Genomic DNA, 16724 nt, shown 5'->3' with positions numbered 1-16724 from the left:
ATCGAACAGGCATCTATCCGCAAATGCGCGGGAGAATTCGGAAGGAGAATGTCATGAAGGTTCTGGTCGTCGGTGCAACCGGACTCCTCGGTTCGGCCGTGGTTGCCGAGCTATCCAAGCGCCACGAGGTGATCGCCGCCTCGCGCAGCAGCAGCGTCAAGGTGGACGTCAAGGATCCAGCCAGCATCAAGGCGATGTTCGAGGTGGTCGGCAAGGTCGACGCGGTCGTCTTCACCGCCGGCAAGGCGCATTTTGGGCCGCTCGCGGAGATGACGCCAGACAAGATGGATATCGGCATCAAGGACAAGCTGATGGGCCAGGTCAATCTGGTGATCATCGGCGCTGACTATCTCAATGACGGCGGCTCGCTCACGCTGGTCAGCGGCATTCTCGCCGATGAGCCGATCCGGGCCGGTACCAATGCCAGCCTCGTCAATGGCGCGATCAATTCCTTCGTGATCTCGTCCGCCATCGAACTCAAGCGCGGCATCCGCATCAATGCGGTGAGTGCCACCGTATTCGAGGAAGCGATGGAGCACTATGGTCCGTTCTTCCCCGGCTTCAAGCCGGTGCCGGTGGCCGATGTGGCGCTTGCCTTCGCGCGTGGCGTTGAAGGCGCCGATACCGGCAAGATCTACAAGATCGGTTACTGATCACTCGAAGAAGACGAGGTCCAGGTCGCGATCGGGCACATAGTTCTTGGCGTCGAATTGATAGCGCGTCGGCGAGATCTGGCGCGCCTTGACGCAGAATTGCGCCATCGCCTCCGGCTTCTCCTTGTCGATGATCAGGTGAAAATCGCCGATCGGCCCGGCCCAGGTCCGCGCGGTCGAGAGGATATAGGACAGCGAGAATTGCGCGGCATAGGCATAGTCGCCGGTCTTCCTGGCCTCCAACGCCTTTACGGCGGCCTGAACATTCTTGTCGAGGCAATAGAGCCGGATCTGGTCGGGCTCCGGCTTCATGTCGCCTGAATAGAAGGACATGTTCGACGTATCGAGCGACGGCTTGTAGCTGTGGACGATGTGCACGACCTTGCCGGGCGCGAATGTCTGATCGAAGAAGAACTTGCTCTTCGTTACCCATTGCGGCGAGAAATCGCCTTCCGTGCCGGCCACGGCGCCGATAGAGGCAAGCTTGGCCAAGGTCTTTTTCGGCAAGGTCGGCAACAGGTCGAGATAGGTTCCATAGGGTCGGACAAGTGGAATGCCCGCGGCCTTCAATTCAGCCGTTACGTCCTTGCCGCCGGGCGCGAAGGCGCGCTGTTCCAGCCCATGCTTGACCGGTTTGCCATCGACCACCGTGGTGAAGCCAACGAAGTTGTCATTGTCCTCGACCGGAATGTAGAGGCCGTCATTGTCGGCGGTATTCATGTCGGGCAGGGGGAAGGCGATCGTGACGGTCTCGGCCTTGTCGCCGGTATTGACGAACTGGAAGTCGGCCGTGATCAGCGAGCGCGATAGTGTCAGGGTTTCCGCTCTCATCGTGATCGTATGGGATTGCCCGAACACCAGCGCCCCGTTGCGGAATGCGGCCAGCCCGTCATCGGCAAAGGCTTGTGGAGACAGGCCGGCGAGAAACAGGGCGGCCAGTGTCAATCGGCGGAACAGCATTCCGGTCTCCCATCTGGAATCGGATCGGCGCAAAGACGCTACTTGAGGATACGCGCTCGCTTGAGTGCGATCCAGGCCAATGCGATCGATATGACGATGACAATCATCGCGAGGATCGTGCCGCTCGCCGAGTGCGAGAACGGCAGGTTTTCCGTGTTCATGCCGAAAAAGCCGGTCACCAGGGTCGGCGGCATCAGGAAGGCGGTCGCGAGCGAAAGGATGTAGAGGTGCCGGTTCGTCTCTGCCTGGCCGCGCGAATCGATGTCTTCGTGCAGAAGCCGGGCACGTTCCTGCAGCGAATAGACGTCGCGCTCGACAGTCTCGATCCGCTCCGTCAAGCGCTGTGCCATGTCCTGAAAACCGTCCGGCACCTCGTCTTCGTCGGCGGCTACGGCGCGCCGCAGGAGCGCGATCTCCGTGCGCAGATGCCGGTGAAGCTTGATGATTGTCCGGCGTGCCGGCGCCAACCTGGGACTTTCGTCGCGCTGCGCGCCTTCGTAGACGAAATCCTCGATAATGTTCAGCTCTTCGTTGATTTCCAGCACGATCGCCATGACGGTACGCTGGAATTCGATCACCAGAGCAGCCAGAACATCCAGTGGGCTGCGAATCTTGGTGCTCTTGTCGACGAACGCCCGCGCATGGTCGATGCTTCTCAGTGGATGCAGCCGCGTCGTCACGATCAGATTGCCGGTGACAGCGAAGTGCAGCCAGCCGATCTCCGAGGTCATTTCATCGAAGCCGCGCTGGAAATCGACCAGCGTGCCGCAGATGAGATCCGCAGAGAGCGACAGCGCCGCATGCGGGTCACGATTGGTGAGCGCTTGGACCGCTTCGATGGATAGGTCCGGCAGACTTTCTAGAAAGGCAGGCACGCGCGCATCGGAAAGGCCGAGATGCAGCCAGACGAAGCCCTCATTGACCTTGATGTCACGCATCGTACAGGTCGGCGACATCCGCTCGGATTGCCCCGCGCTCGGATGGAAACGATGTGCCCAGACGAAACCGGGAATATTGGAAACAGCAAGTTCCATGTAGGGTGCCCGCTGAGCAGAATTTTAGGAAGCCTTAGACCCGCTTTATGACAGTTGTGCAACAGGGCAACAAGACATGGAGTCGCATCTTCGGCATGCTCTGAATGACCAATCGTTATCCGTCTCTACGCGGAAGGCTTGCGGAAGGCGAGCCTATGAGGATGATAAACGTGTCGCACTTTCCCGATATCCTGCTGACGGAGATGTCAGCGAAATCGGGATGCCGGCGCTCAGCGCCGCAAGGAGCAAACGGGTGAGGGAAGAGAGAATGTCTGAAATCGTGATCGAACGGCCCGAGGCGCATCCCGGTGTCATCGTCATCCGCATGAACCGCCCCGATAAGAAGAACGCCATCACGCGTTCCATGTATGCGGCGATGACGCTGGCACTGATGGAGGCCAATGCCGATGACGAAATCAAGGCGGCGGTGTTCTTCGGCGTACCGGGCAGTTTTTCCGCTGGAAACGACCTGGCCGACTTCATGGCGATCGCCAAGGATGTATCGCTTGCCAAGGAGGTCCACGGCTTCATTCATCAGCTGCCGATGTTCGAAAAGCCGCTGCTCTCCGGCGTCGACGGGCTGGCTATCGGCATCGGTACGACACTCAACCTGCATTGCGACCTGACCTTTGCGACGCCGCGGTCCTTCTTCCGCACGCCGTTCACCGATCTGGCGCTGGTACCGGAAGCAGCGTCGAGCCTGCTTGGCCCGCGCATCATGGGCCAGCAGCGCGCCTATGCCATGTTCGCCGCCGGCGTCGGCTTTTCGGCCGAGGAGGCACGCGAAGCCGGACTGGTCTGGAAAATCATCGGCGAGGACGACTTGGAGGCCACGACGCTAGCCGCTGCCTCCGAACTCGCCGCCAAGCCGCGCAAAGCCCTGGCGATCACCCGCAAGCTTCTCAAGGGCTCGATCGGCGAAATCCATGCGCGGATGGAGGATGAGACGATTTACTTCAACAGCCAGCTTCAATCGCGCGAGGCGATGGAGGCCTTCCAGGCGTTCGTGAATAAGAAGAAGTAGGGCTTGAGATTATTTGCATCGGTGGCTACATTGTAGCTACAAGGAGTTTTCTATGCCTACTGACACTATGGTTCGCGCCAGGATCGATTCCGTTACCAAGGAAAAAGCGACTGAAGCTTTGGCGCGCATGGGCCTTTCCGTCTCTGATGCGATAAGGCTGCTTCTGGTAAGGATTGCTGCGGATGAGGAGTTTCCGTTCCCGATCAAGACACCAAATGCAGCGACACGTGCGGCGATAGCTGAGTTGGAAGAGGGCAAGGGTAAGCGCTTCGATTCAGCGGAGGCCTTGTTCAAGGATTTGGGAATTTGAAGTACTGACGCCAGTCCGATCCACGCAATTCAAGCGCGATCTGAAACGTATCGAAAAGCGTGGCAAAGACCTGCATAAGCTGGGCTCCGCTCTGCTGCTGTTGATCAACCAGCAAGAGTTGCCGGCACAATTTCGGGATCATCCGCTAAAAGGTGCATGGAGCGGATATCGTGATCTTCACATTGAACCGGATTGGTTGTTAATCTATCGGATATCAGCCAACGAATTGCTTCTGGCACGAACAGGGTCGCATGCCGACTTGTTCGTTGAATAGTTACCGCTCCAGCAGCGCCACCGCCTCGACATGCGACGACCAGAGAAACTGGTCGATTGGCGTCACTGATCTAAGCTTGTAGCCCCCACTGATCAGGATTGACAAATCACGCACCAGCGTCACCGGATTGCACGACACGGCGGCGATGCGGCCCACCTTGGAACGAGCAAGTTCGTGGCATTGCGCTTCCGCCCCGGCACGGGGCGGGTCAAAACAGAGCGCATCGATCTGCTTGAGGTCCATAGGCTGCATCGGCCGGCGGAAGAGGTCGCGACGTTCGATGGTGACCGGCTTCAAGCCCTGGCTGTTGCGGGCGGCAAGATCAAGCGCGGCAAGCGCCGGTGCCTCGAATTCCACCGCATGCACCGCGGTCTTGCGGGCGAGCCTGAGTGAAAACGTGCCGATGCCGGCAAACAGGTCGGCGACGCGCTTGGCCTTGCCGATATGGCTGATGACCAGTTCGGCCATGGCGTTTTCGGCCCTGAGCGTCGCCTGCATGAAATTGCCGGGTGGCAGCACGACCGGCACGCCGCCGAAATCGGTAATCGGCTTCTGTGGTTCGACAATGATCTCGGCGGCGATCGACAGCCGGGCGATGCCCTTTTCCTTCAGCACCAGATCGACCGCGGCTTGCCGCTTCTTCGCGTCGATCTTGCGCAGATCGGTGAAATTGATGTCGAGGCCCGACGTCGTTGCCTGCACGGTGACGCGAAAAGGTTCACTCCCTGATGCAAGCGCAGATGCCAGCCGCCGCACCGTTGGCAGCCGGGAAACCAAGCTCGGATGGGCGATGGGACATTCCTCGACAGGAACAATGTGATGGCTGCCGGCCTGCATATAGCCGAGAAGCACGCCCTTGTCGGTCAACCGGCCGGTCATCGTCACACGCCGCCGCTCGCCGGGAGAACATGCCACGAGCGGCGCGACCTCTGTCTCTAATCCTTTGGCCTTCAGCGCTTCGACGACGAGATTGCGCTTATAGTCCTGATAGGGCTGGTCAGTCCAATGCTGCAGCGAACAGCCGCCGCAGGCGCCGCCAAGGCCCTCGGGACCGAAATGCCGACAGCGTGGCGGCACGCGCTCGGGCGAGGTCGTGCTCCATGACATCGCCGTGCCATGGTTTTTCACCCGCGCGATCGCCACCTCCTCGCCCGGCAGGGTGAAGGGCACATAGACCGGACCGTCAGCGCTGTGGGCAATGCCGTCGCCTTCGGCGCCGATGGATTGGATGGTGACGGTCTCTGTGCTCATTGTTTGCGTCCGGCCAGGAGGAATTCGAAATTTCCGTCGCCGCCGGAAATCGGGGAGGGGATTACACCGAGGCCTTGCCAGCCGCCAAGCGAATTCAACCAACCGGCCATGTCTTCGGCAATTTTCGGGCCGAGCGCTAGGTCTTTGAGAATGCCGCCCTTGCCGATCGCCTCGCGCCCCGCTTCAAACTGCGGCTTGACCAGCAAGACGCACCACGCGCCGGATGCCGCAAACGCCAGCGCCGGCGGCAGCGCCAGCCTCAGTGAGATGAACGAGACATCCGAAACCACCGCCCGGATTTCCCTTCCTCCGAGGTGGGCGAGGTCGAGTGCCCGCGCATTGACGCCTTCGAGATTGGTAATTCGAGCATCACCCCGCAGTCGCTCATCAAGCTGATCATGGCCGACATCCACGGCAACCACATGCGCTCCGCCCCGCTCCAGCAGCACCTGTGTAAAGCCGCCGGTGGAGGCGCCGATATCGAGACAATCATAGCCCTCCGGAGAAAGCCCGAAATGATCGAGCCCGGCAATCAGCTTCAGCGCCGACCGCGAGACATAGGCTTGCGCCGGATCATCGATTACAATCTCCACATCCGACGAAACCATCGCTCCGGCCTTGCTCGCCACTTTGTCATCGACCGTCACCGTTCCCCGGTCGATGGCGTCTCGCGCCCGCGACCGGCTGTCGAACAGGCCGCGCCGGGTCAGAAGCTGGTCGAGGCGGATGAGGTCGGGCATTTCTTTCCTGGATAATTTCGACGGTTTCAAACTCATAACGATCTGTGCCATGATCGGCTATCGAATATCGACGACTTTCAACGGAGTCAGCCATGTCCTTCTTCCCCGGCGTCGATCCCGAAGCGGGCGATCATGATGCGGCCGATCAGGTCGAGCTGCTGGTCATCCCGCGCACCTCCGATATCGGCAATTTTGAGGTCCGTCGCGCCCTGCCGAATTCCCGGCGCCGTCTTGTCGGGCCGTTCATCTTCTTCGATCGCATGGGGCCGGCCGTCCTCAAACCGGGTCAGGCGGTCGATGTGCGACCGCATCCGCATATCGGGCTGTCGACCGTGACCTATCTGTTCGATGGCGAGATGACGCATCGCGATAGCCTCGGCACCGGCATGGTGATCAAGCCCGGCGACGTCAACCTGATGACTGCGGGCCGCGGCATCGTCCATTCCGAACGCACGCCACAGGAATTGCGCGGCACCGAATTCGCGCTGTCCGGCCTGCAGACCTGGCTGGCTCTGCCGGATGGCCATGAAGAAATTGATCCGCGCTTCCATCATGCGAGCATCGAGACACTGCCGGAATTTTCCGATCGCGGTTTTTCCGGCCGTGTGGTGATCGGCAAGTGGCAAGGTCTGGTCTCGCCTGTGCCCGTGCCGTCAGAGACACTCTATGTCGATCTGCGTATAGAACCCAATTCCGCTTGCCCTTTCCACGCCGGTCAGGAGGAGCGTGCGGCCTATATCCTGTCGGGTTCGCTTTCCGTCTCTGGCATTCGCCACGAGGCCGATCAATTGCTGATTTTCCGGCCTGGCGACACGGTCGACCTGGTGACCGGCGACGAGCCTTGCCATGTCATGCTGTTCGGCGGCGAGGCACTGGGTTCCAAGCGCCATATCTGGTGGAATTTCGTCTCCTCCTCCAAGGAACGCATCGAGCAGGCCAAGGAGGAATGGCGTACCGGCAAGTTCGACATTGTCCCGGGCGACGAGGCGGAATTCATTCCTTTGCCGGCGGTGTGATGCCGGATGGCAGGTCATATAGCTCGATCTTGGCGAGCGAATTGCCGTAGTAGCGCACGAATTTGCGGGACGCCAAAATCTTGTTCTTGATGATGCCGGCCGGATCGTAGAGTGCCACCGATACCTGGACCAGCCAGACACGGCCATGCGACTTGAGTGCCTGGTCGACCAGCGCCGTATCCGCCGGAATGATCTTCGGTGCGCCCAGATTGCTGCCATAGACGCGTGGCAGGTTGCGCTGCGGATAGCAGCCGGGAATGCAGACCACCGGCGGGAAATGCGCCTGGCGCTTTGCATAATAATCCACGGCGATAACGCCTTCCGCGGGCGTAGCGATGACGATGTCGCCAGGCTGGGCGTCACGGGCGATGATCGCCATCAGCGACTTCCAATCGTCGATCGGCTTGCTGAAGTCCAGCGCCGCAGTGGGTATAAGGAAAGCGAAGACCACAATGGCGAGCAACGGCCGGAGCCATGCCGCACGCGTTGCCGATAGAATGCCGAAGGCGATCACCAGGAAGCCGAGCGGCACTGTCCAGGCGAACAGGCGCTGGATATAGACCGGCTTCACCCAGAAGGTGAAGGCCAGCATGGCATAAAGCGGCACCAGCAGGATGACTGCCGCCAGCACCGCCTGCGCTGGCGCGCCTTTGGCGAGACGATAAAGGCCAAGCGTCAGAAGTGCCAGCGAGAGTATCACTGCGAACCAGTGCGATCCGAGAAACAGCATCCAGGCACTGTAGAGATCACGCGGCTTTGGTTCGAGCCAGAAGGCCAGGCCGGAGAATGCACGCGATTGCATGAGGAACAGCGGCGCATAGGGTGCAAAGACCATCAGGGCCAGCACACCCGCGGCGCAGAAAATAACGAAATTCCTCAGCCGCTGTTCGGCTGGCGTGAAGATAAGCGACAGGATCAGCCCGCACCAGATACCCATGTCGATGAAGAAGCTGGTATTGTGCAGCCAGAGCGCTGCACCGCCCGCGACGCCGAGGACGAGTGCCGGCACAATCCAGATATTGACGGGCCTGACAGTCTTGGCTTGCCGAAGCCGCTCGACCAGCACGATTGCGGCCACCACGGCGACCGTCGCCGCAAGCATTTGCAGCGCATAGGGGCGGGCATTCTGCGCCTCGCGGATGCTGGCATAGTTGACGGCGAGGAACGCCGCGCCGAGCAGGCCGACGCTTGCGCTGATCCACCCCGACCGGGTCAACCGGCCCGATATCGCGATGGCGAAGATCGTCCCCAGGCTGGCCGTAAGCGACAGGCTTCTGAGGCCCAGTTCGGAATTGCCGAACAGCATCCTCCAGAGCTTCAGCAAGGTATAGTAAGTCGGTGGATGCGTCTCGTAGAACGGCACCTCGTGCCAGAGTACGGTGAACGATTGGGAAGAGAACCATTCGGTATAGAGTTCATCGATCCAGAGCGAACGGCTGCCTATCCCCGGCAACCGGAAGAGCAGCCCAACGATGAGGATCAACAGGACGAATAGCCAGAAATAGCGCTCGATGATCGTCCTGAACTGCTGTCCTGTCTTCTCTGCCGTCACGAAATCGCACCTCGGATAGGAATGAAGTCTCAAGAATTCGCCGTTGGTGTCGAAACTCCCGAAGGATTCCGGCGATCTTGGGACGGCAGATCCATGATCGCGCAAACTCGCAAGCCCTGTGCCCTGTTTCGCGGCGCAAAGCAATTTTTTGCAAAGGCTCAGGGTTCCAATCCGCCTTCTTCGCCGTGACCGCTTCCTCGTTGCGCGCAAAACGTTTTAGGATCAGAGCGTCGTAGACGACGGAGGTACAGATGACGAGTGAATATTCCTTCCGCGATCCGAAGAATCCGGGCGCGCCGATGATTCCTCGAGCCGAATGGGACCGCGCGCCCTATAATCGCTGGAGCTTTCTCAATGTCCGCGACCTCGTACCGACGACCGAGGTCTGGCGTGGCGCGGAGCCTGCTTCGGTCTTGCCGCAAGCGCATCAGGAGATAGGCGGCCTGGGCTTCCCCCACGACGGCAGAGCCTGGACGATCGCCGAATTCCTCGACGAGACCTTCACCGACGGTTTTCTCGTCTTGCACAAGGGCAGGATCGTTTCCGAAACCTATCTGAACGGCATGCGGCCGCACACGCTGCATCTGTCGCAATCGGTTGGCAAGTCGGTGACGGGCGCGGTCGCCGGCATTCTCATCCATCGCGGCCTTGTCGATCCCGCAGCACCGGTGACGCATTATCTGCCGGAACTGGACGCGACGGCTTATCGCGGTGCCACCGTGCAGCAGGTGCTCGACATGACCACCGGCGTGATCTTCGACGAGACTTACACAGCAGTCGATTCGCACTGTGCCTGGCTCGACGCCGCCTGCGGCTGGAAGGAGCGCAAGGGCGATCATTGGCCCGAAACAGTGTGGCAGCTCATCCTGTCGCTCGAGGAGAGCGAGCGGCCGCACGGAGCGCTGTTCCAATACCGATCGATCGAGACCGACGTTCTGGCCTTCATCCTGCAGCGCGTGTCGGGCAAGCCGTTGGCCGAACTCGTCAGCGAGGAACTCTGGATTCCGCTCGGCGCCGGTGAGGATGCGTCATTCACCGTCGATTCGGCCGGCTATGCGCTCGCCTGCGGCGGCTTCAACGCGACGCTTCGCGACTATGGCCGGTTCGCTGACATGATCACCCATGGCGGCGCGTTCAACGGCCGCCAGATCGTACCGTCCGAATGGGTGGCCGAGACCCGCAATGGCGGCCGGCATCCACTGTTCACCGGCGATTACCGTGTCACGCTGCCGAATGGCGCCTATCACAACCAATTCTGGATCGAGGATGTCGACCGACCGGTGCTGCTGGCGCGAGGCGTCTTCGGCCAGATGCTCTACATGGACCAGGCTGCAGAATTCACCGCCGTAAAGCTTTCAACCTGGCCCGATTTCACCAATCCGGAGCGCACGAAGCTCTCGCTTGCCGCGGTGAGGGCGGTTCGCGACGCCTTGACATCATCTTGAACAAAACGCCGTGCAAAACGGTTTAATCACTGAAAAATGAGGCATTTACCTTTGCCCTCGATGGAGATTGTCTGTAATCTGGCGCCCTATGCCTTAATTTCTGCGTCCTTTGCGGTTGAAAAGGACGACAGGACAGATAAATAGCATCGGATGTCAAAAAGGTCCGGTGGACAGGATAAACCGTGAGCTCAATGCCGCAGACGCCGCTTCTCGATCAAGTCAATTATCCGGAGGATCTCCGGAAACTCGACGACAAGGACCTGCCGCAGCTGGCCGCCGAGCTCCGGTCCGAAATGATCGATGCCGTGTCGCGCACCGGCGGCCATCTCGGCGCCGGCCTGGGTGTCGTCGAATTGACCATCGCCATTCACAAGGTGTTCAATACGCCCGACGACCGGCTGATCTTCGATGTCGGCCATCAGTGTTATCCGCACAAGATTCTCACCGGTCGCCGCGACCGCATCCGCACGCTTCGGCAGGAAGGCGGGCTCTCCGGCTTCACACGGCGTGCTGAGAGCGAATATGACCCCTTCGGTGCGGCCCATTCCTCGACCTCGATTTCCGCTGGCCTCGGCATGGCGGTGGCTGCCGAGCTCGACCAGTCCAAGCGCAATGTCATCGCCGTGATCGGCGACGGGGCGCTCTCCGGCGGCATGGCCTTTGAGGCGCTCAACAATGCCGGCTCGCTCGACGCGCGGCTGATCGTCATCCTCAATGACAACGATATGTCGATTGCTCCGCCCACCGGCGCGATGAGCGCCTATCTGGCGCGGCTCGCCTCGGGCCGCACCTATCTCGGTTTCCGCGAGATCGGCAAGAAGCTCACTGCCTATCTCGGCAAGAAGATCGACCGCGCCATCACCCGCGCCGTCGAGCATGCACGTGGTTATGTCACCGGCGGCACGCTGTTCGAAGAACTCGGCTTCTACCATATCGGCCCGATCGATGGTCATTCCTTCGAGCATCTCCTGCCCGTGCTGCGCAATGTCCGCGACAACGGCAATGGCCCGGTGCTGATCCATGTCGTCACCCAGAAGGGCAAGGGCTATGCGCCGGCTGAGGAAGCCGCCGATAAATATCATGGCGTCAACAAGTTCGACGTCATTACCGGCGCCCAGGCCAAGGCCAAGCCGAACGCACCGTCCTACACCTCGGTCTTCGCCGAGGCACTGATCCAGGAGGCCGAACTCGATCCAAAGATCATCGGCATCACCGCCGCCATGCCGAATGGCACCGGCCTGGACAAGTTTGCCGAGATCTTCCCGAAGCGCATTTTCGATGTCGGCATTGCCGAACAGCATGCGGTGACCTTCGCCGCCGGCCTCGCCGCCGATGGCTACAAACCCTTTGCGGCGATCTACTCTACCTTCCTGCAGCGCGCCTATGACCAGGTCGTGCATGACGTGGCGATCCAGAGCCTGCCGGTACGCTTTGCCATCGACCGCGCCGGCTATGTCGGTGCCGACGGCCCCACCCATGCCGGCTCGTTCGACACCACCTATCTTGCGACGCTGCCCGGCTTCGTCGTGATGGCAGCGGCCGACGAGGCGGAACTCAAGCATATGGTCCGCACGGCAGCCGCCTATGACGGTGGTCCGATCTCCTTCCGCTATCCGCGCGGCGAGGGCGTCGGCGTCGAAATGCCGGTGCGCGGCGAAATCCTGCAAATCGGCAAGGGCAGGGTGGTCAAGCAGGGCAGCAAGGTGGCGCTGCTCTCGTTCGGCACCCGTCTTGGAGACTGTCTGCTTGCGGCGGAAGACCTCGATGCAGCCGGTCTTTCGACCACGGTGGCCGATGCCCGCTTCGCCAAGCCGCTCGATCTGGATCTCATTCGCCAGCTCGCCCGGCATCACGAAGTGCTGGTGACGGTGGAAGAAGGCTCAATCGGCGGCTTCGGTGCCCACGTCCTGCATATGCTGGCGCATGAAGGTTATCTCGACGGCCGGCTGAAGGTCCGCCCTTTGGTCATGTCCGACACGTTCATGGACCAGGCCAAGCCCGAGGCGATGAACGCCATGGCGGGCCTCGACCGCAAGGGCATCGTCAAGACCGTGTTCGGCATGCTCGGCGAAAAGGGTGTCGGTCTCGGCGTCGCCGGCTGACCTTTTACCAAGGAATTCTGATGCGCGATTGCGCCGTGATGCCTATGGTGCCTGTGTCGGCGTCAGCAGCAAGATATCGAGGTCCCGTTCCGGGGTGAAATCCGTGGCATTCATCTCGAACGTGGTCGGCCCGGTCTTCTTCAAGTCCTTGCCGCAGAAGCTGACATAGTTGGCCGCGTCGCCCTTGTCGACGATCAGCTTGAACTTGCTGATCGACCCCTCCCAGTTGGCACCGGTGCTGAGCACATAGGAAATCCAGTTCTCGACCAGATGCGGCTTGTTGGCATTCATGTCATCGTTGGATTGCCGGGCAAGCTTCGCTATCACGTCGTCGACGCAGTATTTCCGGACATATTCGTCCCAGCGCTCGCCCTTCGGTTGGTTGTCCGCATCGAGGAAGGTCGTGGCGACCGTACCGCCGACACTCGGACGGTATTTGTGCGAGACGCGAATGTCCTTGCCGGGCAGGAAGGTGGTCTTCCACCAATAAGCGGATTGCAGCGTCCAGACCGGCACATAATCGGTCTTTTCGTCCGAGCCGCTGCCATAAGTGTAGGGGATCACCAGCCCGCGCGACAGAAGCTCCTCGATCGCGGTCTTCGGCAGACCCTTGATCGCCTTGGCTGTCGCGTCGCCGAGCGGATTGAACGGCAGTTTGTCGGACTTGAGGATATCGGTCATGTCGATGTCGTCGACGAAGGCCTTCTGCTGCAGGTTCGGCTTGATTGCCACGCCGTCCTGCACGACAGAAAAGCCGAGAAAGTTGTCGCTCGCCGTATTGCCGGCGTCGACCATGCTGTCCGGGCTGCCGGTTATACCGGGCATCGGGAAGGCGACATAGGTCTCGACCGGCACCTTGGCGGTGTTGCGGAAGACGTAGTCGACACGCACCTCCTTTGGCGAAATGAACAGCGTCTCCTGCTGCATCTCAATATCGCCGCTGCGGGTAAAAACCAGACCGCCGGTCTTGAGCTCGGCGGTCGTGTCATTGGCGAAGGCCGGAGCGGCGCTGAGGCCGAGCGCCACTGCGAACAAGGAAATTCTGATCATGCTTGCCTCCCGAAGCAGCCCTCACTGGTAGTTCGAAGGGGTCAGCAGCAGGATATCCAGATCCCTTTCCGGCGTGAAGTCCGTCGCATGAACTTCGAACGTCGTCGGACCAGTCTTTTTCACACCGATGCCGCAGAAGCTGACGAAATTCTTCGGATCACCCTTGTCGACGATCAGCGTGAACTTGCCGATCGGACCCGACCAGTTGGCGCCGGTGCTCAGCACATAGGAAATCCAGTGTTCGACGAGATAGGGCTGCTGGTCCTGCATCGCCTTCTGGGATTTTTGCGCGATCCTGTTGAAGGGGTCGTCGACGCAGTATTTCTTCACATATTCGTCGTACCGCTCGCCCTGCGGCTGGTTGTTCTCATCAAGATAGGTGATCGCCACGGTGCCGCCGACACTCGGCTTATATTTGTGCGAGACATGTACGTCCTTGCCGGGGGGAAAGGTAGTCTTCCAGAAATAGCTGGATTTCAGCGTCCACATCGGCACCCAGTCCGTCTGCTGGTCCGTGCCGTCGCCTGAAGTCTGAGCATAGACCAGGCCGCGCACCACGAGATCATTCAGCGCCGCCTTTGGCAGCGCCTTGAGCGCAGAGGCTGTCTTGTCGCTCAGCGGATTGAGCGGCACATGCTGCTCCAGCAGCACGTCGGTAACGTCGATATTTCGCCAGAAGGCACGCTGCTGCAGGCTGGGCGTGATCGCAGCGCCGTCCTGGACCACGGAAAAGCCGAGGAAATTGTCGCTCGACGTGTCGCCGGCATCCATCATCGGATCGAGGCTGCCCTCGATGTCGGGCATCGGAAAGGCGACGTAAGTGTCGACAGGCTTGTCGGACGTGTTGCGGTAGACGTAGTCGACAGTCACCTGTTTCGGAGAAATGTAAAGCTTCTCCTCCTGCATGGTAATGTCGTCGCTATGGGTGAATTCCAGCCCGCCGGTCTTGAGTTCGGCGGTGGTGTCGTTCGCGAAAGCCTTTGCCGCGCCGAGGCTTGCGATCAGCGCGAGGGTCAGGGCCGTGCGGTTCATATCGTCCTCCTGCTTGTCTTGCCGCCGGCCGATGCATGTCTCACGAAAGTGTGCGGCGGTTTCGCGAAAAAGACATGCGCAAACAAATAGCTAAACCATGTCGCGTGAATTCTTGTTCACGCGACATGGTTTAGGGACGGTTCATGACAGGGTCAACTCAATGTCTTCATGAAAGACAATAGCCCCGAAAATGGTCGGGGCTATTTAGGAACGGGGGAGACCGATCGGTCTCAGAATTCTTCCCAGCTATCCGACGCGGCAGCGCCGCCGCCCGACGCGACCTTCTTCGGCGCGGGTGCCGGCGCATGCCTGACGGCGGCGGCCGGACGTGCCGGCTCCGCCATGGCCCTGGCGGCCTGCCGCAGTGCCGCGACCGGCGCGGCAGCGGCATGGCGGAGCTTGAACTGGGCGATCAGGTCGCGAAGCTTTGCGGCTTCCTGGGCAAGCGTCGCCGAAGCGGCGGTCGATTCTTCGACCATGGCGGCGTTTTGCTGCGTCGTCTGGTCCATGGAATTGACGGCCGTGTTGACTTCCGCCAGCCCGGTCGACTGCTCCTTGGCCGATGTCGCGATCGCCTGCATATGTTGGTTGATGCCGGCGATCTGCTCGCCGATCGTCTTGAGCGCAATGCCCGTCTCGCGCACCAGCTTGACGCCGCCTTCGACCTCGGTCGAGGAATTGCGGATCAGGCCCTTGATCTCCTTGGCTGCCTGTGCGGAGCGCTGCGCCAGTTCGCGCACTTCCTGGGCGACGACCGCAAAACCCTTGCCGGCCTCGCCGGCGCGCGCTGCTTCGACGCCGGCATTGAGCGCCAGGAGGTTGGTCTGGAAGGCGATCTCGTCGATCACACCGATAATGTTGGAAATCTGCTGCGAGGAATTCTCGATCCGCTGCATTGCTTCTTCGGCCTGCGAGACGACCTGAGCGGAGTGTCCGGCGCTCTGATTGGCTTCAGTCGCAGCGGTCCGCGCTTCTTCGGTGCGCTTGCTGGAATTCGTGACGTTGACGGTGATCTCATCGAGCGCCGCCGCCGTCTCTTCAAGCGCGGCGGCCTGCTGTTCGGTGCGCTTGGAGAGGTCGCCGGCGCCGGCGGAGATTTCGCGTGTGCCGCTATCGATCGCCGATATGCCCGTGGAGATCGCCAGCATGGTGTCACCCAGTTGCCGCACCGAGCTATTGAAATCATGCCGCAGCGCTTCGAAATCCGGCGCAAAGGCTTCGTCGAGCTGGAAGGCGAGATCGCCGTCGGCAAGCCGCTTCAGCCCTGCCGCAAGGCCTGACGTCGCAGCGCGAAGCCGCGCTGAAGCATCTTCTTCCGTCTGCCGGCGCGTGGTGATCTGTTGGGCCTCGGCCTGCTGGCGCAGGCCTTCCGCGTCCTGTTCCATCTGCTTCTTGGCAATGGCAGCCTGGCGGAACACCTCGACCGTCGCCGCCATGCTGCCGATCTCGTCGGCCCGTCCGATGCCGGTACAATTGATGTTGGTCTCGCCGTCGGCAAGTCGCCGCATGTCGTTGGAGAGCGCCAGCATCGGCCCGGTGACCGATTTGCGCATCAGCAGGTAGAGGCCGATCGAAAACAGCGCCGTCACGCCGAGAATGATCTTGAGCAGCAGACTGATGCTGGCCTGCATGGCAGCGCTTTGGCTGGAAACATTTTCCGAGACCTTCTGGATCTCGTCGCCGGCCTGTTCCATGACTCCTTCGAGCGTCGAGAACTGCTTCATGAAGTCCGGCAGCGATTTCAGCGCCGCCTGCGGGTCCTTGCCTGCGAGGTCGACCATCTTGCCGGCACTGTCGATATAGACGAGCAACGGCGGCTCGATGCCGGCGACCACATCCTGCGTCGCCTTGTCGGCGGCAAGCGTCTTGTTGGCGGCGATCATGTCGCGGAACGAGGCAACATGCTCCTTGAGGTCCGCCTTGACCTGATCAGCGGAGATGCCCGCGGCCGGATTAGCGGCGAGGATGGCTGCCAGCACATCGGCCCTCAGGGCATCGTGCATCATGTCGGCCTGCATATGATTTCTGAGCACCTGCGCCGAGCGCGTGACGTCGGCGCCGTTGTCGCTGAGCGTGGACGCCGCCCACATGCCCACGCCCGTTGCACCGCCCGCCAGCGCAAAAATAGCCACACTTGCAACAATGATTTTACGCTGAATGGATGCCATGCTCGTCCCCACAATAAAGTATGTGCCACGAAATTTAGCAAGGCATGCTTAATGAACTGTCAATCATCAGTTCGGTGCCGCAATTGTCCGGGGCAGGGATGAATTACCCGGAT

The 16724-nt window shown here is 60.6% G+C and carries 15 protein-coding genes; 7 read left to right on the top strand and 8 right to left on the bottom strand.

What is annotated here, in order from left to right; translation table 11 throughout:
* The first annotated feature begins 53 nt into the window (after nucleotides 1-53).
* On the top strand, nucleotides 54-653 hold the full coding sequence (locus AC1DYF_RS27015; protein WP_477880222.1) for a short chain dehydrogenase: 600 nt from the start codon (nucleotides 54-56) through the stop codon (nucleotides 651-653).
* Here the strand turns inward: AC1DYF_RS27015 and AC1DYF_RS27010 are convergent, their stop codons facing one another.
* On the bottom strand, nucleotides 654-1613 hold the full coding sequence (locus tag AC1DYF_RS27010) for a DUF4424 family protein (protein WP_477880220.1): 960 nt from the start codon (nucleotides 1611-1613) through the stop codon (nucleotides 654-656).
* 38 nt (nucleotides 1614-1651) lie between these two features.
* Nucleotides 1652-2647, bottom strand: coding sequence for a transporter (locus tag AC1DYF_RS27005; RefSeq protein WP_477880218.1), 996 nt, complete (start codon nucleotides 2645-2647; stop codon nucleotides 1652-1654).
* A 268-nt stretch (nucleotides 2648-2915) separates the two neighbouring features.
* Between AC1DYF_RS27005 and AC1DYF_RS27000 the strand changes: the two genes are divergently transcribed.
* Genes AC1DYF_RS27000 through AC1DYF_RS26990 form a run of 3 tightly spaced genes read left to right on the top strand, consistent with a single transcriptional unit; the run spans nucleotide 2916 to nucleotide 4255 of the window.
* Complete coding sequence (locus AC1DYF_RS27000; RefSeq protein ID WP_477880216.1) at nucleotides 2916-3671, top strand: crotonase/enoyl-CoA hydratase family protein; 756 nt, start codon at nucleotides 2916-2918, stop codon at nucleotides 3669-3671.
* 52 nt (nucleotides 3672-3723) lie between these two features.
* The gene (locus AC1DYF_RS26995; RefSeq protein ID WP_477880214.1) at nucleotides 3724-3981 is read left to right on the top strand and encodes a type II toxin-antitoxin system RelB/DinJ family antitoxin; all 258 of its coding nucleotides are present in this window, start codon (nucleotides 3724-3726) and stop codon (nucleotides 3979-3981) included.
* A complete protein-coding gene (locus tag AC1DYF_RS26990) occupies nucleotides 3911-4255 on the top strand; it encodes a type II toxin-antitoxin system YafQ family toxin (protein ID WP_477880371.1) in 345 nt (114 codons plus the stop codon). Before AC1DYF_RS26995 ends, AC1DYF_RS26990 begins: the two co-directional genes overlap by 71 nt.
* On the opposite strand, the gene AC1DYF_RS26985 is transcribed toward AC1DYF_RS26990, so the two are convergent.
* The gene (locus AC1DYF_RS26985) at nucleotides 4256-5506 is read right to left on the bottom strand and encodes a class I SAM-dependent RNA methyltransferase (protein ID WP_477880212.1); all 1251 of its coding nucleotides are present in this window, start codon (nucleotides 5504-5506) and stop codon (nucleotides 4256-4258) included. It abuts the gene before it with no gap.
* The gene (locus tag AC1DYF_RS26980; protein WP_477880210.1) at nucleotides 5503-6246 is read right to left on the bottom strand and encodes a TlyA family RNA methyltransferase; all 744 of its coding nucleotides are present in this window, start codon (nucleotides 6244-6246) and stop codon (nucleotides 5503-5505) included. Before AC1DYF_RS26980 ends, AC1DYF_RS26985 begins: the two co-directional genes overlap by 4 nt.
* Nucleotides 6247-6338: 92 nt before the next feature.
* Here AC1DYF_RS26980 and AC1DYF_RS26975 point away from each other — a divergent pair, with 92 nt between their 5' ends.
* On the top strand, nucleotides 6339-7262 hold the full coding sequence (locus AC1DYF_RS26975; protein ID WP_477880208.1) for a pirin family protein: 924 nt from the start codon (nucleotides 6339-6341) through the stop codon (nucleotides 7260-7262).
* Here the strand turns inward: AC1DYF_RS26975 and AC1DYF_RS26970 are convergent.
* Nucleotides 7240-8814, bottom strand: a complete 1575-nt coding sequence (locus AC1DYF_RS26970) for a glycosyltransferase family 39 protein (RefSeq protein WP_477880206.1) — start codon at nucleotides 8812-8814, stop codon at nucleotides 7240-7242. The genes AC1DYF_RS26975 and AC1DYF_RS26970 overlap by 23 nt on opposite strands.
* Before the next feature lie 251 nt (nucleotides 8815-9065).
* On the opposite strand from AC1DYF_RS26970, the gene AC1DYF_RS26965 reads away from it, so the two are divergent.
* Nucleotides 9066-10259 carry a serine hydrolase domain-containing protein gene (locus AC1DYF_RS26965; RefSeq protein WP_477880204.1) on the top strand — a complete coding sequence of 398 codons (1194 nt, stop codon included), beginning with the start codon at nucleotides 9066-9068 and terminating at the stop codon, nucleotides 10257-10259.
* 191 nt (nucleotides 10260-10450) lie between these two features.
* Nucleotides 10451-12361, top strand: coding sequence for a 1-deoxy-D-xylulose-5-phosphate synthase (dxs, locus tag AC1DYF_RS26960; protein ID WP_477880370.1), 1911 nt, complete (start codon nucleotides 10451-10453; stop codon nucleotides 12359-12361).
* Between the two features lie 42 nt (nucleotides 12362-12403).
* Here the strand turns inward: dxs and AC1DYF_RS26955 are convergent, their stop codons facing one another.
* The 3 genes from AC1DYF_RS26955 to AC1DYF_RS26945 all read right to left on the bottom strand — a co-directional run bounded on the left by AC1DYF_RS26955 (nucleotide 12404) and on the right by AC1DYF_RS26945 (nucleotide 16611).
* The gene (locus AC1DYF_RS26955; protein WP_477880203.1) at nucleotides 12404-13411 is read right to left on the bottom strand and encodes a DUF4424 domain-containing protein; all 1008 of its coding nucleotides are present in this window, start codon (nucleotides 13409-13411) and stop codon (nucleotides 12404-12406) included.
* 21 nt (nucleotides 13412-13432) lie between these two features.
* Nucleotides 13433-14443: a DUF4424 domain-containing protein gene (locus tag AC1DYF_RS26950; RefSeq protein ID WP_477880201.1), complete on the bottom strand. Its 1011-nt coding sequence runs from the start codon at nucleotides 14441-14443 to the stop codon at nucleotides 13433-13435.
* Between the two features lie 230 nt (nucleotides 14444-14673).
* Nucleotides 14674-16611, bottom strand: coding sequence for a methyl-accepting chemotaxis protein (locus AC1DYF_RS26945; RefSeq protein WP_477880199.1), 1938 nt, complete (start codon nucleotides 16609-16611; stop codon nucleotides 14674-14676).
* Between the last annotated feature and the right edge of the window lie 113 nt (nucleotides 16612-16724).

The organism is Rhizobium sp. P2_G9 (assembly GCF_056403475.1).
Note: the sequence above shows the minus strand (reverse complement) of the source record. Positions and strands in the feature narration are given on the sequence as shown.

Coding starts and splice junctions, on each gene's coding strand:
- AC1DYF_RS27015 (WP_477880222.1), top strand. CDS start 54: ATGAAGGTTCTGGTCGTCGGTGCAACCGGACTCCTCGGTTCGGCCGTG.
- AC1DYF_RS27010 (WP_477880220.1), bottom strand. CDS start 1,613: ATGCTGTTCCGCCGATTGACACTGGCCGCCCTGTTTCTCGCCGGCCTG.
- AC1DYF_RS27005 (WP_477880218.1), bottom strand. CDS start 2,647: ATGGAACTTGCTGTTTCCAATATTCCCGGTTTCGTCTGGGCACATCGT.
- AC1DYF_RS27000 (WP_477880216.1), top strand. CDS start 2,916: ATGTCTGAAATCGTGATCGAACGGCCCGAGGCGCATCCCGGTGTCATC.
- AC1DYF_RS26995 (WP_477880214.1), top strand. CDS start 3,724: ATGCCTACTGACACTATGGTTCGCGCCAGGATCGATTCCGTTACCAAG.
- AC1DYF_RS26985 (WP_477880212.1), bottom strand. CDS start 5,506: ATGAGCACAGAGACCGTCACCATCCAATCCATCGGCGCCGAAGGCGAC.
- AC1DYF_RS26980 (WP_477880210.1), bottom strand. CDS start 6,246: ATGCCCGACCTCATCCGCCTCGACCAGCTTCTGACCCGGCGCGGCCTG.
- AC1DYF_RS26975 (WP_477880208.1), top strand. CDS start 6,339: ATGTCCTTCTTCCCCGGCGTCGATCCCGAAGCGGGCGATCATGATGCG.
- AC1DYF_RS26965 (WP_477880204.1), top strand. CDS start 9,066: ATGACGAGTGAATATTCCTTCCGCGATCCGAAGAATCCGGGCGCGCCG.
- dxs (WP_477880370.1), top strand. CDS start 10,451: ATGCCGCAGACGCCGCTTCTCGATCAAGTCAATTATCCGGAGGATCTC.
- AC1DYF_RS26955 (WP_477880203.1), bottom strand. CDS start 13,411: ATGATCAGAATTTCCTTGTTCGCAGTGGCGCTCGGCCTCAGCGCCGCT.
- AC1DYF_RS26950 (WP_477880201.1), bottom strand. CDS start 14,443: ATGAACCGCACGGCCCTGACCCTCGCGCTGATCGCAAGCCTCGGCGCG.
- AC1DYF_RS26945 (WP_477880199.1), bottom strand. CDS start 16,611: ATGGCATCCATTCAGCGTAAAATCATTGTTGCAAGTGTGGCTATTTTT.